Raw genomic sequence first — 19101 nt, forward strand, 5'->3', positions numbered from 1 at the left:
CGGCGGGGACGACGGGGACATGAAACAGGACAAAACCCCCGAGAGAAAACGCCTCTTGGGGGAGGCCCGCCCCCCCCCCCCCCCCCCCCCGGGGTGTTTTTCCCCCCGGGCCCGTCGTGGCTATGGCCGTGGTCAGCCGGTCCGGAGCTGCCATTCCTGGCAGGGGTTGGCGAGCCAGGTCCACTGGCGCAGCTCCGCTCCGTCGGCCGAGGAGCAGTCCGCCAGGTCGAGCACCTTGCCGCCGGCCGCGTTGACCAGCCGGCTGGTGTCGTCCCCCTGGTCCTCGAAGCGCCATTTCTGCGCGGTGCTGCCGTTGCACGACCACAGCCTGACGTCCGCTCCGTCGGCGGAGGAGCCGTTCGCGAGGTCCAGGCATTTGCCGCTGTGGGGGTTCACCAGCGTGTACGAGGCGGGGGTGGCCGCCGTCTCGCCCGCCGGGGCGGGCTGTGGCGTCCCGGGAGCCACCGGTGCGCCGAAGTCCGGTGTGCCGTCCGGGCGCCAGGTGAACTTCTGGGCCCGTGTGGTGCGCCCGTTGTCGCAGCCGCCGGCGGTGGTGTCGTTGGCGTGGTAGACGAGCCAGTTCTCGCTGCCGTCCGGGGAGGTGAAGAACCCGTTGTGGCCCGGCCCGTACACCCCTGCCGCGGCACTGCGCTGGAACACCGGGGCGGGTGCCTTGGTCCACGACGCGGGACTGAGCGGGTCGGCGCCGGTGAGCTCCAGCCGGCCCAGCGTGTAGGGGTTGCTGAGCGGAGCGATCACCAGGCTCTGCCGGCTGCCGTTGATGAAGCCGCTGCCGAGCAGGTACAGCTTTCCGCCCACCCGCAGCAGGCTCGCGTCGATCAGCCATCCGCCGGGCACCAGGTTGGGTCCGGTCAGGATGTTCTTGTAGGTGTACGGACCCGTCGGATCGCTGCCGGCGCTCTGCAGCACGTGGGTGCGCTGCGAGTCGCAGCAGGCGGCGCCCGCCTGCCCGGCGGAGTAGTAGAGGTACCAGCGTCCGTCGACGAAGTGCATCTCCGGCGCCCAGATGTTGGTGCTGCGCGAGGGGGTGTCGTCCGACCACACCCGTATGCTCGGGGCGGTGGAAAGCCCTTCCAGAGTCGGCGACTTGCGCATCGTGATCTCGCCGGTGAAGGTCGAGGCGACCAGGTGGTAGTTGCCCTCGTGGTACTGCATCCAGGGGTCGGCGCCCTTCTGGGCCTTCACCGGGTTGGTGTACGTACGGGCGGCTGCGGCCTCGGCGGGCCGCCGGTGACCGCCGCGGCCGGGAGCAGCGCCAGCAGGAGGACCGCCAGGGCGATCCAGAGCGGCGGACGGGGACGTCGTACTGCGGTACGGCGTAACGCGGTGCGGTGTAACGCGGTGCGGCGCGAGCGGAAGTGGATCACGTGTGTCCCTTCTGAACGGCGGGCGCGGCGGTGGCAGGCGTCAGAAGCCCTGCGCCAGCCGGTGGTAGGCCTGGTTCCAGCGGATCTCCTGCGTGAACCGGCGGATGCCGGTGTCCGCGTCGATGACCAGCAGCTCCGTGCCGAGCATGTCGGCGAGGTCGCCCAGTTCCTCGGTGCCCACGGCGCTCGACAGCACGGTGTGGTGCGGGGCTCCGGCGATCAGCCAGGCTTCGGTCGAGGTCCGCAGGTCCGGCCGCGGCTGCCACACGGCTCGGGCCACCGGCAGGTTCGGCAGGGGCTCGGCGGGCTCGACCACGTCGATCTCGTTGGCCACCAGGCGGAACCGGTCCCCCATGTCGGCGAGCCCGACCACCACCGCCGGACCGGTGTGCGCGTCGAAGACCAGGCGGACGGGATCCTCCCGGCCGCCGATCCCCAGCGGGTGGATCTCGCAGGAGGGGACCGCGGCCGCGATGGTCGGGCAGACCTCCAGCATGTGCGCGCCGAGGATCAGTTCCCTGCCCGGTTCCAGGTGGTAGGTGTAGTCCTCCATGAAGGACACCCCGCCCGGCAGCCCCTGCGACATCACCTTGAGCGTGCGCAGCAGGACCGAGGTCTTCCAGTCGCCCTCGCCGCCGAAGCCGTACCCGTCGGCCATCAGCCGCTGCACGGCCAGCCCCGGCAGTTGCCGCAGGCCCCCGAGGTCCTCGAAGTTGGTCGTGAAGGCACGGAATCCGCCCGCGGTGAGGAAGGCGCGCATGCCGAGCTCGATGCGCGCGGCGTAGCGCAGCGAGGCGTGGCGGTCCCCGCCGGCCCGCAGCTCGGACGCGACCCGGTAGGTGTCCTCGTACTCCTTGACGAGTTCGGTGACATCCGCCTCGGGGGCGCCGTCGACGGCCTCGACGAGATCGTTGACCCCGTACGTGTTGACGGAGACGCCGAAGCGCAGCTGCGCCTCCACCTTGTCGCCTTCGGTGACGGCGACGTCCCGCATGTTGTCGCCGAAGCGGGCCAGCCGCAGGCCGCGCAGTTCGGCCCGTCCCGCTGCCGCCCGGGCCCACGAGGCGATGCGGGCGGCCACGGACGGGTCGCTGACGTGGCCCGCGACCGTCTTGCGGGTGATGCCGATGCGGGACTGGATGTAGCCGAACTCCCTGTCGCCGTGAGCCGCTTGGTTGAGGTTCATGAAGTCCATGTCCATGGACGACCAGGGCAGGGCCACGTTGGCCTGGGTGTGGAGGTGGAGGAGGGGCTTGCGCAGCGCGTCGAGGCCGGCGATCCACATCTTGGCCGGGGAGAACGTGTGCATCCAGGCGATGAGCCCGATGCAGGCGTCGTCGGAGTTCGCCTCCAGGCAGATGCGGCGGATCGCCTCGGCGTCGGTGAGGACGGGCTTCCAGACGATCCGGACGGGGATGCCGGAGTCGCCCTGGAGGGTTTCGGCGATCTGCTGGGACTGCCGGGCCACCTGGCGCAGGGTCTCGTCCCCGTAGAGCGACTGGCTGCCGGTCAGGAACCACACTTCGCGGTCTTCGAGTGTTGCCACGGGAAAGCTCCTCATCGGCCGGCCCGCTGGCCGTACACGTTCTGGTAGCGGTGGTTCAGTGCGTCGATGTCGCTCTGCGCGAGGGGCAGCGGCTCCCCGAGCTGGCGCGAGATGTGGACCGTGCGGGCGACGTCCTCGCACATCACGGCCGCCTTGACCGCTGCCTTGGCGTCCTTGCCGACGGTGAAGACGCCGTGGCTCTTCATCAGGACGGCGGGCGAGCGGTGTCCGCGCAGCGTCTCGACGATGCCCCGGCCGATGGAGTCGTCCCCGATCAGCGCGAAGGGGCCGACGGGGATCTCGGCTCCGAACTCGTCGGCCATGGCGGTCAGGACGCAGGGGACGGCCTCGCCGCGCGCCGCCCAGGCGCAGGCGTAGGTGGAATGGGTGTGCACCACCCCGGCGACCTGCGGCATGTGCCGGTAGACGTAGGCGTGGGCGGCGGTGTCGGAGGACGGGGCGTAGTCGCCCTCGACCACTTTCCCGTCCAGGTCGCAGACGATCATGCGCTCGGGGGTCAGGTCCTCGTACGGGACGCCGCTGGGTTTGATCACCATCAGGTCCTCGCCCGGTACGCGAGCGGAGACGTTCCCCGCCGTCCAGACGACGAGGCCGTAGCGGACCAGTTCCTGGTGCAGGTCGCTGACCTCGCGGCGCAGCTGCTCGATGGGTGGCGTCATGAGCGGTTCAGGGCCTCTCGGTCGGGGCGGTCGGGCGGTCGGCGGCAGCGCGGACGGTCGGGGCCGTGAGGACGGTCGGGGCCGTGAGGGCGGCGTTGCGCAGGGCACGCAGCCGGTGCAGCTGCTTGTCGGGGCCGGTGCCGAAGTGGTCGTGCAGGGCGCGGTACTCCGCGTACAGCGCGGCGTAGGCGTCGGCCCGGGCGGGGTCCGGCAGGTAGGCGGCCCGCTGGACTCGGCCCATGGCCGCTGAGGCGGCGCGTACGTCGGGGTGTGCGCCGGCGGCGACGGCCGCGTGGACGGCGGCGCCGAGGGCCGGGCCCTGGGCGGAGGCCGCGAGGGACACCGGGCGGCGGAGCACGTCGGCGTAGATCTGCATCAGCAGGGCGTTCTTCTTCAGGCCGCCGGCGACGATGAACTCGTGCACCGGCACCCCGCCCTGTTCGAGGGCGCCGACGATGGTGCGGGTGCCGAAGGCGGTGGCTTCCAGCAGGGCGCGGTAGATCTCCTCGGGCCGCGTCGCCAGGGTGAGTCCGACGATGACACCGGAGAGATGGTGGTCGACCAGGGTGGAGCGGTTGCCGTTCATCCAGTCGAGGGCGACCAGGCCGTGGCCGCCGACGGGCTGGTCGGCGCACTTGCGGGTCAGCAGCTGGTGCAGGTCCTCGCCGCGGGCCTCGGCCTCCGCCTGGTAGCCGGCCGGGACGCCCTGGGCGAGCCACCAGGCGAAGATGTCGCCGACCGCGCTCTGTCCCGCCTCGTAGCCGTACGCGCCGTCGACGATCCCGCCGTCCACGACGCCGCAGATTCCGGGCACGTCGGCGAGCGCGGCGCCGTTCACCACGTGGCAGGTGGAGGTCCCCATGACCGCGAGCAGCCGGCCGTTCTCCACGGCCTGGGCAGCGGCGGCCGCGACGTGGGCGTCGACGTTGCCGACGGCGACCGCGATGCCCTCGGGAAGGCCCGTCCACGCGGCGGCTTGCGCGGTGAGCGAGCCGGCCCGGGAGCCCAGCGGGGAGAGCGGATGCTCCAGGCGGGTGCGGGCGAAGTCCCCGAAGTCCGGGTGCAGGGCGGCGAGGTAGTCCTCGCTCGGGTACCTGCCGTCCTGGTGGATGCCCTTGTAGCCGGCGGTGCAGGCGTTGCGGGTCTCGGTGCCCGTGAGCTGCCAGACGATCCAGTCGGCCGCTTCGATCCAGCGCTCGGTCGCCTCGTACGTCTGCGGGTCCTCCTCCAGTACCTGCAGCGCCTTCGCGAACTGCCATTCGGCGGAGATCCTGCCGCCGTAGCGGGCGATCCACTTCTCGGCTCGCAGGTGGGCGAGGTGGTTGATCCGGTCGGCCTGGCCCTGGGCGGCGTGGTGCTTCCAGAGCTTGGGCCAGGCATGGGGGCGGTGACCCAGCCCGGTCTCGGAGAGCGGCTGCCCGTCGCGCCGTACCGGCAGGACCGTGCAGGCGGTGAAGTCGGTCGCGATGCCGATGACGTGCCCGGGGTCCACGCCCGCGCAGGCGACGGCGTCCGGGACGGCGGTGCGCAGCACCTCGCGCCAGTCGTCCGGGTGTTGGAGCGCCCAGTCGGGCGGCAAGGCGGCCCCGGTGGTGGGCAGTTCGCGGTCGATGACGCCGTGGCGGTACGCGTGGACGGCGGAGCCGATCTCCTCACCGTCGTGTACGCGGACCACCACCGCACGGCCGGACAGCGAGCCGAAGTCGACACCGACGACATAGCGCACGGCATCGCGGTCGGCATCGCGGTCGGCTGGGGAGCGAGACGAGGTCACGTTCACATCCTTTGTACGGAGCCCAGCGCCCCGGGGATGCACCCCGGCGCGGCACGCGGCAGGGCACGCCGGCACGCGGGGCCACCCTGGGCTCAGATTGTGAGCGTTAACAACGCGCCTTCACAAGTGCCCCCGCATACAGCGTTACCCAATCTTGACCTCCGGCCCCCGGGTGGAGGCGTAGCACCTGCACCCCCTCTGACCTGCACAGATGCTCGGGCCTCCGCGAAACTACCGGGGTACGCGGCCCGAGCTGCGGCGCAGCACTATCTCCGTCGGCACCAGGACGTGCCTGCCCGCGGGCTCCGGCGACCCCGCGCGCTCCCTGCCGGCCGCACCGGTCGCGCGGCCGCTCCGGGTCACCTCGTCGACCAGCAGCTCCAGCGCCCGTCTGCCCAGCTCGCCGAAGTCCTGTCGGACCGTCGTCAGCGGCGGGGCGAAGTACGCGGCTTCGGAGATGTCGTCGAAGCCGACCACGCTGATGTCCCCCGGGACGGCCCGGCCCGCTTCGTACAGCGCGCGCAGCAGCCCCAGCGCCAGGTGGTCGTTCGCACAGAACACCGCGGTGACGGTGGCGTCCGCGGCCAGCCGGAGGCCGGCCTCGTAGCCGGCGCGGGCACTCCAGTCCCCGGGGTGGGCCTCGGGCACCGGGGCCCCGGCCTCCTCCAGGGCCTGGCGCCACCCGGCCTGCCGGGTGGCGGTCTCCAGCCAGCCCGGCGGGCCGGCGATGTGGTGGACCGTGGCGTGCCCGAGGTCCAGCAGGTGCCGCGTGACGGCCCGGGCACCCGCCTCGTTGTCGACCGAGACCGTGGGTACGGGCGAACCGCTCCCCGCACCTACCGCGACGACCGGCACCGCCGTGGACAGCTGGGCGACCGCGCTCACCGCCGGAGTCTGCGGCGCGATCACCACGATGCCTTCGACACCCTGGTCCCGGAGCCGGTCCACGGCCTCCTGCACCGAGCGCGTGTCCAGTGACCGCAGGCTCGCCACGCTGACGAAATAGCCCGCGCTGCGCGCGGCCTGCTCGATGCCGTCCAGCATGGAGGCCGGTCCGTACAGGGCGCTGCCGAAACTGACCACGCCGAGCGTCTGGGACCGACGGGTGACCAGGGTTCGCGCCGCCACGTTGGGGCGGTAGTCCAGCTCGCGAATGGCCGCGAGCACCCGCTCTCGCGTGCCGGGGCGGACGTGGGGAGCGCCGTTGAGCACCCGCGACACCGTCTGGTGCGACACCCCGGCGACCCTCGCGACATCGGCCATCACAGGCTGGCGTGGCTCGGATTGGTCCGTACTTCCCGTTCCCACTGAGAGCCCTCTCGTCGACGAAGCCCGCGGCGGCCGACCCGGTCTTTGTTGCGCGCGCCGCCACCACGGTGGTGCCTGCACGGGGGCGCCACGAGGGTGAGTGTAATTGTTCACGATCACAGAGCTCGCCCCCCTGGAGGTGGGGCGGGACGAGCCCGGTCGCGGAGCAGGGTGTGCGAGCGGGGCCCTTCGCGCGCGGAGCGGGGCCGCCGGGCGCGCCCTCCCGGCCCAGAGTCACCGACGACCGGGCGATCCGAAAGGCAGCGAAACCGGGCAGCGAAACCGGGCGCCGGAGCGGGGCGCCGGAGCCGGGCCGCACCAAGGAACCTAGACGGACACCCTCTGGAAATCAACTACAGATGCGAGCCATCAACCGTGGTTGATTACATGAGTCTCAGCCACTAGGGTCTCGTTCCAGCGATCACCCAGCCCACCGGAGAGGGGCCGGCAACGACCGGTCGGAGGCGACTGCTTGACCAACCGTCATTCCTCATCTCAACCCGGGCACCGGACTCAGCACCGAACGCCGAGATGCCGGGTCGCCGTCCTGGCACCAGCACATCACCAGGCGGAAGACGCCAGCACCAAGGCTGCGCAAAGAAACTGACAATTCCTCAGGGGGAAGAGCGTGAGCACCATCACCCACAGGAGCCATCTGCAGAATCGTCCATGGGCCCGTCTCGGTACCGGCGCCTGCGCGCCACCGAGCGACCGCGTCCACGAGGCGGCGGAGAATCTGTGCGGAGCGGTCTTGAGCTCGCTACGGCGCCGGGATCAGCGGGAGAAGGGACTGCAATATGTGCGGGGGCTGCTCACGACCCCCGGCCGCAAGTCGATCCGCAATATCGCGCAGCAGATCGGAGGCTCCGCCACCGATCAGAGCCTGCACCATTTCATCGCCGGTTCCACCTGGGACTGGCGGCCGATCCGCATCGCACTGTCCCGGTATCTGGAGCAGTCCTGCCCGTTGACCGCGTGGGTGATCCAGCCGATGACGATCCCGAAGGGCGGCGAACACTCCGTCGGGGTGGGGCGGCAGTACGACCCTCAGCGCAGGCAGATGTTCCGGGGGCAGCAGGCCTTCGGGATCTGGTTCACTTCGGCCGATGTGGTCACTCCCGTCGGGTGGCGGCTCCACCTCCCGGAGGAGGAGGGTGACAGCGCCGGAGAGACGTACGAGGAGTGCGCGGTAACCGGCATCCTGGAGGCCGTTCGGCAGGTCGGCCTGGCGCCCCGGCCGGTTCTGCTGGACATTGCGAGCATCGGCACCCGCTCCACGATGAATCGTTTCGCCGATGCGAAGATTCCCGTGCTGGCCCGGGTCGACCCGGACACCCGGCTGCTGGTGACCGACCCGGCGCTGCCCGGCCACGGTGCGGGGGCCCTGGCCGCCTCGGACGTGCTGCAGAAGGTACGGGCGCTGCGCACTCCCGTCGAATGGGCCGACCCGGCGTACCCGGGGCGTCGGCGCACCACGCTGGTGGCTGCCGTACGCGTGATGATGCCGGACCCCTCGCCCACGCGGCGCCGGCATCTGACCCTGCTCGGCGAATGGACCGACCCACACCGTCCGCCCTCGCAGTTGTGGGTGACCGACCTGACCCAGCCCGCGCCGCTCACCCCGCCGGCGCTGCTGCGGCTGACGAAGCAGATGGGACGGGTGTCGGCGACCTCCGCGCACAGCGCGCAGGAGGTGGGGCTGCGGGACTTCGCGGGGCGTTCGCTGTCCGGGTGGCACCGGCACGTGACGATGGCCTCGGTGGCGCACGCGGCGCGCTGCCTGTCGGAAACCGGGGTGCCGGCCGGGGCGGGCCGTGCCTAAGGGCCCAGGATCCAGGCCCCGTTGGTCGATCGGAACGCGGAAACCCGCCCGGCTCGGGCACGCAAGCTGCTGAAATTCGGGTTCTGGCCCCGGCTCTTCGGAGTCGGGGCCAGTCGCGTTGCTCCCGCCGGGGGCGAACCGGCTGTCCTGGGCCGCCTTCCAGGGCGATCGGGGGTGAGCGGCCTGGTCAGGAGGTGATCGAGTCCGCCTCCATGAGGCCGGCGACCGAGGACAGCAGCGAGACGAGGTCCGTGACGTGGGCCGCGAGCTCGGCGGGGGCGTACAGTTCCGCGTTGCCGTCGAGGGCGATGTCCAGGCCCTGGCCGTCCATGCGGTCGTACACGTTGACGGTCAGTTCGTCGACGGGGCCCGAGCACAGGGTGTGCACCGTGGCGGGGTATCCCGCGTATACGAGCCCGTAGTTGAAGGACATGATGTTGATGTCGGGCCCGAACTGGCTCCTGCCGCCCGGCAGGGCGGGGAGCTCCCGCACCAGACGCTCCTGCGGATAGCGTTGGTGCGCCACCGCCTCCCGTAGACGCTCCGAGCCCTGGGCGACGACCGAAGCGAAGTCGAGTTCCGGGCTCAGCTCGAAGCGGAGCGGGACCACATTGGTCAGCATGGCCGGGACGCGGCGCAACAGGGGTTCCGTACGTGCGGTGACCGGGAGGCCCACGACCAGGTCACGGACCGCGGTCGCACGGTGGAGCCAGACGGCGACGGCGGCGATGACGATCTCCGGCCAGGTGACGTCGAGGCTGCGGGCCGCCGAGCGCAGGGCGTGCAGGTCCGCGGGGGTGAGGCGGCCCGGTGCCCGGTGGGAGGCGCGGGCGCGGGTGGGGTGCCAGTCGGTCAGGGCGACCACCTCCCCCCACCCGGCCAGCCTGTCGAGCCAGAAGCGGCGGTCCTGCTCGAATTCCTCCCCCGCCTGGTAGGCGGTGTCGGCGGCGATGGCCTGCTCGAAGGTGCCCGGCGGACGCGGGCGGCGGTCGGCGCCCGTGACCAGCGCGGTGTAGACGTCCGCGACGTGGGAGGCGATCAGTGCGAAAGCGAAGCCGTCGACGGCCACGTGGTGCGCCGCCCGGTACCAGAGGGTGCGTTCGGGCCCGATCCTGAGCAGGGCCCATGTGAAGAGCGGGCCCGTGGCCAGGTCGTACTCCTCGGACAGGTTCCGGGCCATCCAGCGTTCGGCTGCGGCGCGCGGGTCCGGTTCGTCCGTGAGGTCGAAGGAGTGCAGGGTCACGTCAACGGTGTCGTCGATGTACTGGCACAGGCCCTCCTCGCCGATGCCGAAACGGGCGCGCAGGGCGGGGGTGGCGGCCACGACCTCGCGCAGCGCCGCTTCGAGCAGCACCGGGTCGACGGGGCCCTCGATGTCGCAGTACTCGGCGATGTTGAAGGAGCGCTCGTCCGGGTCGAGCTGCTGCGCGACCCACACCCCGGTCTGCGCGAGGGAGAGGGGCAGTCGCACGGTCATCGGGCGGCCCGCAGTTCGCCGACGAAAGCACAGATGCTGTCCACGGTCCGGAATTTCTCCGCGATGGGCGTTTCTCCGAGGATGACGACACCGAAATGCTGCTCGATGGATCCGCCGAGGCGGGCGACGGAGAGCGAATCGAGGATTCCCCATTCAATCAGGGGGGTATCGCCTTCCACCTCTCCCTGACCTTTCAGGATTTCCCCCTCGATGAACTCCCTGACGAAATCCTTGATGGACTCGACCTCATCGGTCGTCACCTGGTCCGGCATGCAAATCTCCTCCTACCTGACATGAATGGACACTGCTGATTGACTCTCCCCGGGACCGCCGAACAAGCTACGGCCGCCGATTAACGATCAAATGGACTGAAGAGGAGACCGACGTCTCATGCTGCTCCACGAACTCGTCCGGGACACGGCCCGCCGGACCCCCGACGCACTTGCGGTCTGCGCACCGGACGGCGAGGCAAGTTACGGCCGGCTGGACGCACTGGCCGACCTGCTCGCCCTCGCCCTCGCGGACCGGGGCGTACGCGCCGGCGACCGGGTCGGGATCTGGCTCGACAAGTCGGTGGCAGCCATCGCCGCGATGCAGGCCGTGCTGCGGCTCGGGGCCGCGTACGTACCCCTCGACCCGCAGGCCCCCGCGCAGCGGATCGCCAAACTGACGGCCGACTTCGCACCCGCCGCCCTGGTCACCACTCCTGACCGGAGTGCGTCGGTGGCCGGCTCCGCGGCGATCGCGGGCACCTCCGTGCTGTCCGCGTGGCCCGACGGAACTCCCTGGTCGCACCTGCCAGCAGTGGGGTCCGCGGCACCGGACCGGCTGCTGCCCGCCGTTGCGGTCGACGACGACGACCTCGCCTTCATCCTCTACACCTCGGGGTCCACCGGTGAACCCAAGGGTGTCTGTCACAGCCACAACACGGCGTGGGCCTTCATCTCCTGGGCCGCCGAGGCACAGCAGGCGCGTCCCGGTGACCGGTACGCGAATCACGCGCCTTTCCATTTCGACCTGTCGGTGAACGACATCTATGCGCCGTTCACCGTCGGCTCCTCCGTTCACCTGGTGCCTCAGGAAACCGCCTACGCCCCCAAGGAGCTGGTCCGTTTCCTCCTGAGCCACGAGATCACCGTGTGGTATTCGGTTCCGGCGGCGCTCTTGCTGATGATGCGGCACGGTGGTCTGCTGGAGACGGAAATACCGGCGCTGCGCAGCCTGATGTTCGCCGGCGAACCGTTCCCGATCGGACCGCTGCGCGAGCTCCGGGCACATCTGCCACACGTTCGGTTCACGAATCTCTACGGGCCGGCCGAAACCATCATTTCCACCGCCCATGACGTCGGCGTCGTACCCGCCGAACGGGTGCGTCCCGTCGGGATCGGTACCGGTGTGTGCGGTAATGCGGTCGTCGCGCTGCGCGAGGACGGAACGCAGGCACGGCCCGGCGAGGAGGGCGAGCTGGTGGTGAGCGGGCCGGGGGTGATGCTGGGCTACTGGGGCCGGCCGCCGGTGACCGACCGAACGTATGCCACCGGTGACATCGCGCTGGTGCTGGAGGACGGCAGCTTCGAGTTCGTAGGTCGACGCGATGTCATGGTGAAGGTACGCGGCAACCGCATCGAGCTCGGAGAGGTGGAGGCGGTGCTGCAGAGCCACGACGGGGTCGCCGAGGCGGCGGCTCTGGTCGCAGGCACCGGCATCGACGCGCACATCGTGGCGTTCGTCGTCGCCGCCGACGGACATGACCCCTCCCTCATCGATCTGAAACGGCACTGCGCCCAGCAGCTGCCCAGGCACTCGATCATCGACACCGTGCACCGGTTGCCGTCCCTGCCCCGCAACCCCAACGGCAAGGTCGACCGCCGACTGCTGACCGCACGCTTGGCCGCGCAGGAGTCGGCCGGCGTGCGCTGACCGCCGGTGGGGGCGGGGGATGGCGCCGGCCGTCCCCCGCGGACGGTCAGAGCACCCCCGCCTGCTCGGTGTCGTAGGCCGTGTCACCGAACATGTCGTGGACCCACGACGCCTGGTACACGGTGTCCAGGTAGCGCTCGCCGAGGTCCGGCGAGATCGCCACTGCGGTGACCGGTGCGTCGGGGCGGTACGCGGCGAGCCACCGCTGGGCGCCGGCCACGACCGTGCCGGTGGAGCCGCCGAAGAGGAACCCGGCGCCGGCGAGCCGGTGGCACGTCCGGATCGTTTCGGCCTCCGGGACGATCACCACGTCGTCGACGTACGAATGATCCAGCAGCTGGGGCCGGACGCCCGCGCCGAGCCCCGGGATCACCCGGGGCTTCGCCGGGCCCCCGAAGGTCACCGAGCCCTCGACGTCGACGGCCACCACGGTCACCGGGCGCCCGGAGTCCCGGAAGTACCGGGCGCAGCCCATGAGCGTGCCGGTGGTTCCCGCCCCGACGAACAGCACGTCCAGGTCGGGGAACTGCTCGGCGATGGCGGGTGCGGTGGTCCGGTGGTGGGCCGCCCAGTTGTTGGCGTTCGTGTACTGGTTCAGCCAGACGTAGCGGGAGTCCGAAGCGCACAGCCGGCGTACATGGCTCAGCCGCGCGGCCAGGTAACCCCCCTCCCTTTCAGGCTGGTTGACCGTGTGGACCTCGGCGCCCATCGTCTCCATCAGGCGCCGTGTGCCGAGGTTGCACCGGGTGTCGGTCACGCACAGGAACCGGTAGCCCTTGTTCGCAGCGATCATGGCCAGCGCCACGCCGAGGTTGCCCGAGGAGGACTCGACCAGGATGGCCCCGTCGTGGAGCCGGCCGGACTGTTCGGCCTGCTCCACCATCGCCGCGGCGGCCTTCAGCTTGATGGAGCCGGCGAAGTTGAACCCCTCGCATTTGAGGTGCAGTTCGGTGCCGAGCACCGGCCGGAGGTCTACGTACAGGTCTTCGGTGTTGAACTGCTGGGGAGAGGTGATTATCGGCAACGCGGCCACCTCGTCTCACTCATGGTCCCCCCGCGCCATCTCGGACCCGTAGCGGCTGGTCTCGTGGAAGAAGTCCTCCACGACGTTCAGCTCGCCCCGCGCCCTGATCGTGTCGTAGACGTGTTTGCCGACCGCCAGGTCGAGGACGCCGAGGCCGAAGGGCGAGAACACGACGGGCCGGTCGCCGGGAAGGGCGACCCGCCCGCACATGACGTCGTACAGGGTTCCGTCGATGAAGTCGCGGTGTCCTGCCTGCTTTTCGGCGAGGTGCGGGGAGGTGTCGGCCTTCAGGCAGTGCTCCACGTCGTCGACCACGTTGACCGACTTCAGCACGATCTCGGGCGACAGGTCGCGCAGCGAAATGTGCAGGACGACCGGGTTGTGCGCGAACCAGGAGGCGTCGGTGACGTGCGGCGCTCCCGCGACGGTGGCGAACACCAGCAGGTCCGCCGAGCGGATCAGCTCCTCGGCGCTCTCGTGTACGGTGACCGTCCCGCCGGTGCCGGTGCGCTCCAGGTACGAGCGGAAGCTGTTGGCGTGTTCGAGGTCGAGGTCGTGGACTCCGATCTCGTCGAAGGACCAGCCGGCGCCCGCGAGGTAGCCGTGGATGTAGCGGGCGATGAAGCCGGTCCCGAAGAAACCGACCCGGCGCGGTCGGCCGTCCGTACGGCTGCGGGTGAGCCAGTCGGCGGCGAGGGCCGCGGACGCGGCGGTGCGCGCCGCGCTGATGATGGAACTCTCCATGCAGGCTATCGGGTAGCCGGTCTCCCGGTCGTTGAGCACGGCGACGGCCGAGGCGCGCGGGATGCCCGAGTGGATGTTCTCCGGGAAGCTGGAGATCCATTTGATTCCGTCGACCTTGGTGTTCCCGCCGATGGATGCGGGCAGGGCGATGATCCGCGACGTGGGCCGGTCGGGAAAGCGCAGGAAGTACGACGGAGGGTTGACCGTGTCACCCTCGCCGTGCACCCGGTAGGCATCCTCGATCAGCTCGATGACCTGCTTCTCCCGGCCCGCGAGAACGTCGTGGACCTGTGAGCCGGTGACGACTGCGAAGGGGGGTATCGATGCGTTCATGAAGTGGTGCGGCTCCGTCTGGGAGAGGTGGATTACCTGTACGACCTGGTGGGCGCGGGGTCAGGGGTGCGCAACGGGCTGGTGGGTCGGCGAGCAGTCCGCGAGGCGGACGGGCGCGCCCAGGACCATGCCCATCTCGCGTTGTCCCTGGTAGGGCTCGCGGTTGTGTGCCATGCGGAGGTTGTCGACGAGCAGGACGTCCCCGGCCTGCCAGGGTTCCCGCAAGGTCGCCGCCTCGTAGACCTCGTTGATGGTCCGGACAGTGGCCGCATCGATCGGCGAGCCGTCGCCGTAACGGGTGTTGAAGGGGAGCCCCTCGGCACCGAACTGGGCCACCAGGAACTCACGGATCGACGGCTCCATCGTCCACTCGTTGAGGAAGGCGACCTGGTTGAACCAGACGCGCCTGCCCGTCAGCGGGTGACGGATCACGGCGGAGCGGCGCTGGCTCGTACGCAGGCCGCCGTCCGGCTGCCAGGCGAAATCGATGCCGTTGGCCTCGCAGTACTTCTCCGCCGCAGCCTCGTCAGCGGCTTCGAGCGCCTCCGACCAGGGCACACCCACCAGGTTGTTGTACGAGCGGACCAACATCCAGCCCTCTTGGACGAAGCGCTCGACGACCGCCTCCGGCAGTGCGTCGAGCACCGCCTGTCCGTCTGCGAGGCCGGTGATCCCGCCCTGGGAGGGTGCGGTGAAGCAGCCGATCGTCAACAGCCGGGGAAACTCCAGCGCATAACTGAGCTCGTGGTGCATGCACATCGGCTGGTCCGGGGGCCATTCCAGGGAGGAGACCACCGGTCCGCCGAGTTGTCGGCGGCGTGCGAACGCCTCCGTTTCGCGTACGCCCCGGCCGCCCGACAGCCGCTCCCCCACAAGGGTGAGGGAAGCGGCATCGCGTACCTCCAGACCGCGGATCAGTACGGCGCCGTGTACCGACAGGGCTGCCTCCAGCGCCGGTCGGCGCTCGCCCGCCCAATCCCCCAGGTCGCCCGGCGCCACCGCGTCGACCCGCAGGACCGCCGGCTTCCCCGGGGCGAGTTCCAGGCCGGGCTGTTCCAGGCCGGGCTGTTCCAGGCCGGATCCTTCGGCGTGGGTCATGCGCTGTCTCCCTTCGTCTTCACGTGCTGGGCGTTCGCGTCCATGGCCCCGGCGAGATCGGCCAGGACCGGGCGGCCGATGATGTCCTCCAGCGGGGCGGCCCCACCGAGAGCGGCGCCGACCCGAACGGCCGACAGGGAGGTCCCGCCGGATTCATAGAAGTGCAGGTCACGGGTGATGTCCGTGAGGGGGACGTTGAGCACCCGCGCCCAGACCGCGGCGAGGCGCCGCTCGGTCGCGGTCCATGCTTCGGCGTTGGCGGCGGATCCCTCCGCAGGATCTGCGAGGCGAACGGATTCCGCTGCCGCCGACGGGCCGGCCGCGCCGGCTGCCTCTCGCCGCAGCGCCTTCTTGTCGATCTTTCCGTTGGTGGTCAGCGGGAGCGCCTCGCGGTGCTGGAACAACTGGGGGACCATGTACCCGGGCAGGGAGCCTGCGAGCGACCGGCGCAGCAGATCCGGGTCCACCGCACTGTCCGCAGCGTAGAAGGCGACCAGGTAGCCCTCCTGGTCCGCGCTCTGCGCCACCACCACGGCGGAATCACGGACCCCGGGAACACGCAGCAGATGGTTCTCGATCTCTCCGATCTCGATGCGGAATCCCCGGATCTTGATCTGGGCATCACGCCGGCCGAGGAACTCGAGGGTGCCCTCCGGCAGCCAGCGGCCGAAGTCGCCGGAGCGGTAGAGCCGCTCCCCCGCCCGGTGCGGGTCGGTCCCGAAGGCCTCCGCCGTGCGCTCCGGGTCGTTGATGTAGCCACGGCCCACGCACACCCCGGAGAACACGATCTCTCCGGGTGCCCCCAGCGGCACGGGTTCCATCCGCTCGTCGACCACATACACCCGGACGTTGCGGACCGCCGAGCCGAGCGGCACCCGCTCGTGGACCGGAACCCGGTCCATCACCTCGTGGTTCGTATCGTCCGACGTTTCCGTCAAGCCATAGGCGTTGACCAGTTTGACGTCGGGGAAGGCGGCAAACCAGCGCTCCACCAATTCCTTCTTGAGCGCCTCGCCGGTCGCCGAGATGCTGCGCAGCCGGCCCAGCGTGCGCGGCTGCTCCTCCAGGTAGCTGAGCATGACCTCCAGGTAGGACGGCACGACCTGGAGCACTTCGACCGACCCCTCGACGATGGTGTCGACGTATCGCTGGATGTCGAGGATGTCGCGCTGTCCGACGATCAGGCTCCGGGCGCCCACGAGCAGGCCGCCGATGAGCTGCCACAGCGAGATGTCGAAGCACTGCGGGGCGGTCTGGGCCACGACCTGTTCCGGGCCGATCTCCAAGTCCTCGATCTTGGCGAGCAGGTGGTTGAGCATCCCCGCGTGCTCGCACATCGCCCCCTTCGGCTCACCGGTGGAACCGGAAGTGAAGTAGACGTAGGCCAGCTGGCCGGGACCGACCGGTGTGCCGGGGTCGGCCTCCTCCTGTTCCTCGTGGACGGCATCGGCGATGAGCAAGGAGAGCGCAGGCTGGTACGCCGTCAGCGCCTCGTCGAGCGTGGCGGTGCTGCCGGATTCGGTGAGTACGAACCGGCACTCACTGCGTTCGAGCATGGCGCCGATGCGGGCCGACGGGAAGTGCGGCTCCACCGGCATGTAGGCCCCGCCGGCTTTGAAGACCGCCAGCGTAGCCGCCAGCCAGTCGAGGTTGCGCTCGGTCACCACGGCCACCACGTCTTCGCTCCTGAGCCCGCGGCGCAGCAGTGCGTGGGCGATGCGGTTGGCGCGGCGGTTGAGCTCGGCGTAGGTCCATGCGGTGCCGTCGTGCACGGCGGCGATCCTGTCGGGGTGGCGGCGTACCCGCTCCTCGATCAGCTCGTGCGTGCGACGGTCCGGAAGCTCCCGGCGCGGGCCCGCCAGACCGTCGATCTGGTACGTGAACTCGTCTGCGGACAGCAGGTTCCGGGTGTGGTGCGCGGCCGTGCTGTCGGCGGCCAGCCGCTCCAGAGCCGTCATCAGGTATCCGGCCACACGCCGCGCGTACACCAGGTCGAGCACACCGGGGTCGCCGGACAGCCGCAGGTGCAGTCCCTCCGGTGCCTGGGAGAAGGCGACGCGCAGCACGACGGCCGACGCCGCGTAGGCGGCCGTAGGTGCTCCGGGGTCCGTATCCGGGCCCGTCGCCGGGTCGCCGGGGAGTGCCGACAGGTCGAGCACCACCTCATAGTGCGCGCCCGTTTCGAACGACCCTTGTCGTACCGCCTCGTGGGCGGCGATGACGAGTCGTTCCCACGCACCTTCCGCCACCGGTATCTGGCACGGCCGGGGCACGGTTACGGGGCCGGTGCGACCACCTGGAGCAACGTACCCGGTCAGCACGTCCTGCTCGCCGGAGAGCGCTGCCAGCACCTTCGCGTGCGCGGCCAGCAATACGTCGGCCGCCGGGACTCCGAGTCGGCCTGCGAGAGCCTGGAGCCCCAGGAAAAGCTCGGCCGGAACCTCACACGCGTACTCGGTCGACGGCGTATCGGCGTGCCAGGGTTCCATCCGCCATCGCGGGATGGCGGTCACGATGGCGGATCCGCGGGGCGGACCCGCGGAGGCTGTCGGTGTGCCCATCTATTCAGTGCCTTTGCCAGAAAGGGGTGACCAGGGGCGCCCTCTGATCTGAGGGCGCCCCTGAGGGGTGACGTCCGGGTGCCGGGGAATCCGGCCCCTAGACGGCCTCGTCGGCCATGGCCTTGACCAGGCTCGCCGGACGCATGTCCGTCCAGTTCTCCTCGATGTAGGCGAGGGCGGCCTCCCGGGTGCCGGCGGACTTCGCGACGGCCCAGCCTTCGGGAACGTCAATGAACTCGGGCCACAGGGAGTGCTGGCCCTCGTCGTTGGTCACGACCAGGAAGACGCCATTCGGGTTGTCAAACGGATTCGTCATTACATTTCCTTACTGATTCCATGGATGGTTTGTCTGAATGGTTCGAGACGTGACGCGCGATATGCGATATGCGATATGCGACGCGTGGAAGGAAGATCAGGAGCTACCGGTCGGCCGTGCCATGCGGCGCAGGGCCGGCCGACGGGCCGCCGACTGCGGCGCGGCAGCCATTGAGGCGACCAGGCCGGCGACCGTCGGTGCGGCGAAGACGTCCTTGATGGGCAGTTCGGCGTTCAGGACGGTGCGGATACGGCTGACGAGGCGGGTGGCGAGGAGGGAGTGGCCGCCGAGGTCGAAGAAGCTGTCGTCGATCCCGACCCGGTCGAGGCCCAGGACCTCGGCGAACAACCCGCACAACACCTCTTCCTGGACGGTGCGGGCTGCCCGGCCGCCGGCCGTTGCGGCGTAGTCGGGCTTCGGAAGAGCGCGACGGTCCAGCTTGCCGTTCGGCGTCAGCGGAAGCCGGTCCAGGACCACCACCGCCGAAGGAACCATGTAGTCCGGCAGACCCTCCGCGAGATGGGCCCGCGCCGCCTTCACCACCGCACCGATCCCACGCGCGGCGACCGGAGTGTTCACCCACGGCCCGACCCCACCCGAAGGCCGATACACACCCGTCAAAACGGTCTCCTCACCCGTCCCATCGGGAAGGATCACCGCCTCGAAATGCGCCACCGAAGCGGCCGACCACGTCGGCACCACCCGAACGCCGTGCTGCGCACCCCAGACGACGAGGTCCTCCGGGTCGACACCCGGCCCCAGGTCTTCCGGATCATGGCCGTCGACAGTCTGCTCCGCAGCCACCTCGGCAAGGAGCCGCGCATTGGGAATACCCGTTACCCGTAGCGGCGTCTCCGGCCCGGCGCCGGAAACCAGCGATCCGAAGTCCAGGCCCGGTTCCCACGCCACTTCCCGGGCGCCGGAAACATCCAGCACCACACCCGGATCCCGGTGGAACACCACCTCATAACGGTGCCGCGTCAGCTCATTGTGATACCCGCCCCGCTTCAAACGAATATCCACCGCACCTATATTGGCATTCCGCCCGGCGATATCCGCGAAGAACTCAGGAGCCGCAACCAGCTCCTTCTCCAAAAGCACCCCACGGTC

Annotated in this window: 15 protein-coding genes; 2 read left to right on the plus strand and 13 right to left on the minus strand. The window is 70.3% G+C overall.

Going from position 1 to position 19101, the window contains the following annotated elements; all coding sequences use genetic code 11:
• Positions 1-132: 132 nt before the first annotated feature.
• From ACZ4TG_RS04010 to ACZ4TG_RS04030, 5 genes are all read right to left on the minus strand, one after another.
• A complete protein-coding gene (locus tag ACZ4TG_RS04010) occupies positions 133-1206 on the minus strand; it encodes a family 43 glycosylhydrolase (protein WP_468159742.1) in 1074 nt (357 codons plus the stop codon).
• A 222-nt stretch (positions 1207-1428) separates the two neighbouring features.
• On the minus strand, positions 1429-2934 hold the full coding sequence (gene araA / locus ACZ4TG_RS04015; RefSeq protein ID WP_468159743.1) for an L-arabinose isomerase: 1506 nt from the start codon (positions 2932-2934) through the stop codon (positions 1429-1431).
• 11 nt (positions 2935-2945) lie between these two features.
• The gene (locus ACZ4TG_RS04020; RefSeq protein ID WP_468159744.1) at positions 2946-3614 is read right to left on the minus strand and encodes an L-ribulose-5-phosphate 4-epimerase; all 669 of its coding nucleotides are present in this window, start codon (positions 3612-3614) and stop codon (positions 2946-2948) included.
• Between the two features lie 7 nt (positions 3615-3621).
• Complete coding sequence (locus ACZ4TG_RS04025; RefSeq protein WP_468159745.1) at positions 3622-5388, minus strand: ribulokinase; 1767 nt, start codon at positions 5386-5388, stop codon at positions 3622-3624.
• Positions 5389-5619: 231 nt separating this feature from the next.
• Positions 5620-6651, minus strand: coding sequence for a LacI family DNA-binding transcriptional regulator (locus ACZ4TG_RS04030; RefSeq protein ID WP_468159746.1), 1032 nt, complete (start codon positions 6649-6651; stop codon positions 5620-5622).
• A gap of 700 nt (positions 6652-7351) precedes the next feature.
• On the opposite strand from ACZ4TG_RS04030, the gene ACZ4TG_RS04035 reads away from it, so the two are divergent.
• Entirely contained in the window at positions 7352-8518 is a 1167-nt protein-coding gene (locus ACZ4TG_RS04035; RefSeq protein WP_468159786.1) for an IS701 family transposase, read from the plus strand.
• Between the two features lie 187 nt (positions 8519-8705).
• On the opposite strand, the gene ACZ4TG_RS04040 is transcribed toward ACZ4TG_RS04035, so the two are convergent.
• The gene (locus ACZ4TG_RS04040; RefSeq protein WP_468159747.1) at positions 8706-9995 is read right to left on the minus strand and encodes a condensation domain-containing protein; all 1290 of its coding nucleotides are present in this window, start codon (positions 9993-9995) and stop codon (positions 8706-8708) included.
• Positions 9992-10267 carry an acyl carrier protein gene (locus tag ACZ4TG_RS04045; protein WP_468159748.1) on the minus strand — a complete coding sequence of 92 codons (276 nt, stop codon included), beginning with the start codon at positions 10265-10267 and terminating at the stop codon, positions 9992-9994. The genes ACZ4TG_RS04040 and ACZ4TG_RS04045 overlap by 4 nt, the downstream gene beginning before the upstream one ends.
• 118 nt (positions 10268-10385) lie before the next feature.
• On the opposite strand from ACZ4TG_RS04045, the gene ACZ4TG_RS04050 reads away from it, so the two are divergent.
• The gene (locus ACZ4TG_RS04050; protein ID WP_468159749.1) at positions 10386-11915 is read left to right on the plus strand and encodes an amino acid adenylation domain-containing protein; all 1530 of its coding nucleotides are present in this window, start codon (positions 10386-10388) and stop codon (positions 11913-11915) included.
• A 46-nt stretch (positions 11916-11961) separates the two neighbouring features.
• On the opposite strand, the gene sbnA is transcribed toward ACZ4TG_RS04050, so the two are convergent.
• The 6 genes from sbnA to ACZ4TG_RS04080 form a co-directional block, all read right to left on the minus strand.
• Complete coding sequence (sbnA, locus tag ACZ4TG_RS04055; protein WP_468159750.1) at positions 11962-12939, minus strand: 2,3-diaminopropionate biosynthesis protein SbnA; 978 nt, start codon at positions 12937-12939, stop codon at positions 11962-11964.
• 15 nt (positions 12940-12954) lie between these two features.
• Positions 12955-14016, minus strand: coding sequence for a 2,3-diaminopropionate biosynthesis protein SbnB (sbnB, locus tag ACZ4TG_RS04060; protein WP_468159751.1), 1062 nt, complete (start codon positions 14014-14016; stop codon positions 12955-12957).
• Positions 14017-14076: 60 nt separating this feature from the next.
• On the minus strand, positions 14077-15114 hold the full coding sequence (locus ACZ4TG_RS04065; RefSeq protein WP_468159752.1) for a TauD/TfdA family dioxygenase: 1038 nt from the start codon (positions 15112-15114) through the stop codon (positions 14077-14079).
• A complete protein-coding gene (locus ACZ4TG_RS04070) occupies positions 15111-17627 on the minus strand; it encodes a non-ribosomal peptide synthetase (protein WP_468159753.1) in 2517 nt (838 codons plus the stop codon). Before ACZ4TG_RS04070 ends, ACZ4TG_RS04065 begins: the two co-directional genes overlap by 4 nt.
• A gap of 145 nt (positions 17628-17772) precedes the next feature.
• Positions 17773-17991, minus strand: a complete 219-nt coding sequence (locus tag ACZ4TG_RS04075) for an MbtH family protein (RefSeq protein WP_468159754.1) — start codon at positions 17989-17991, stop codon at positions 17773-17775.
• Positions 17992-18087: 96 nt separating this feature from the next.
• Positions 18088-19101, minus strand: a 1014-nt coding sequence (locus ACZ4TG_RS04080; protein WP_468159755.1) for a phosphopantetheine-binding protein, incomplete at its 5' end; no start/stop codon positions are given.

This window comes from Streptomyces sp. NPDC028314 (genome assembly GCF_055565795.1).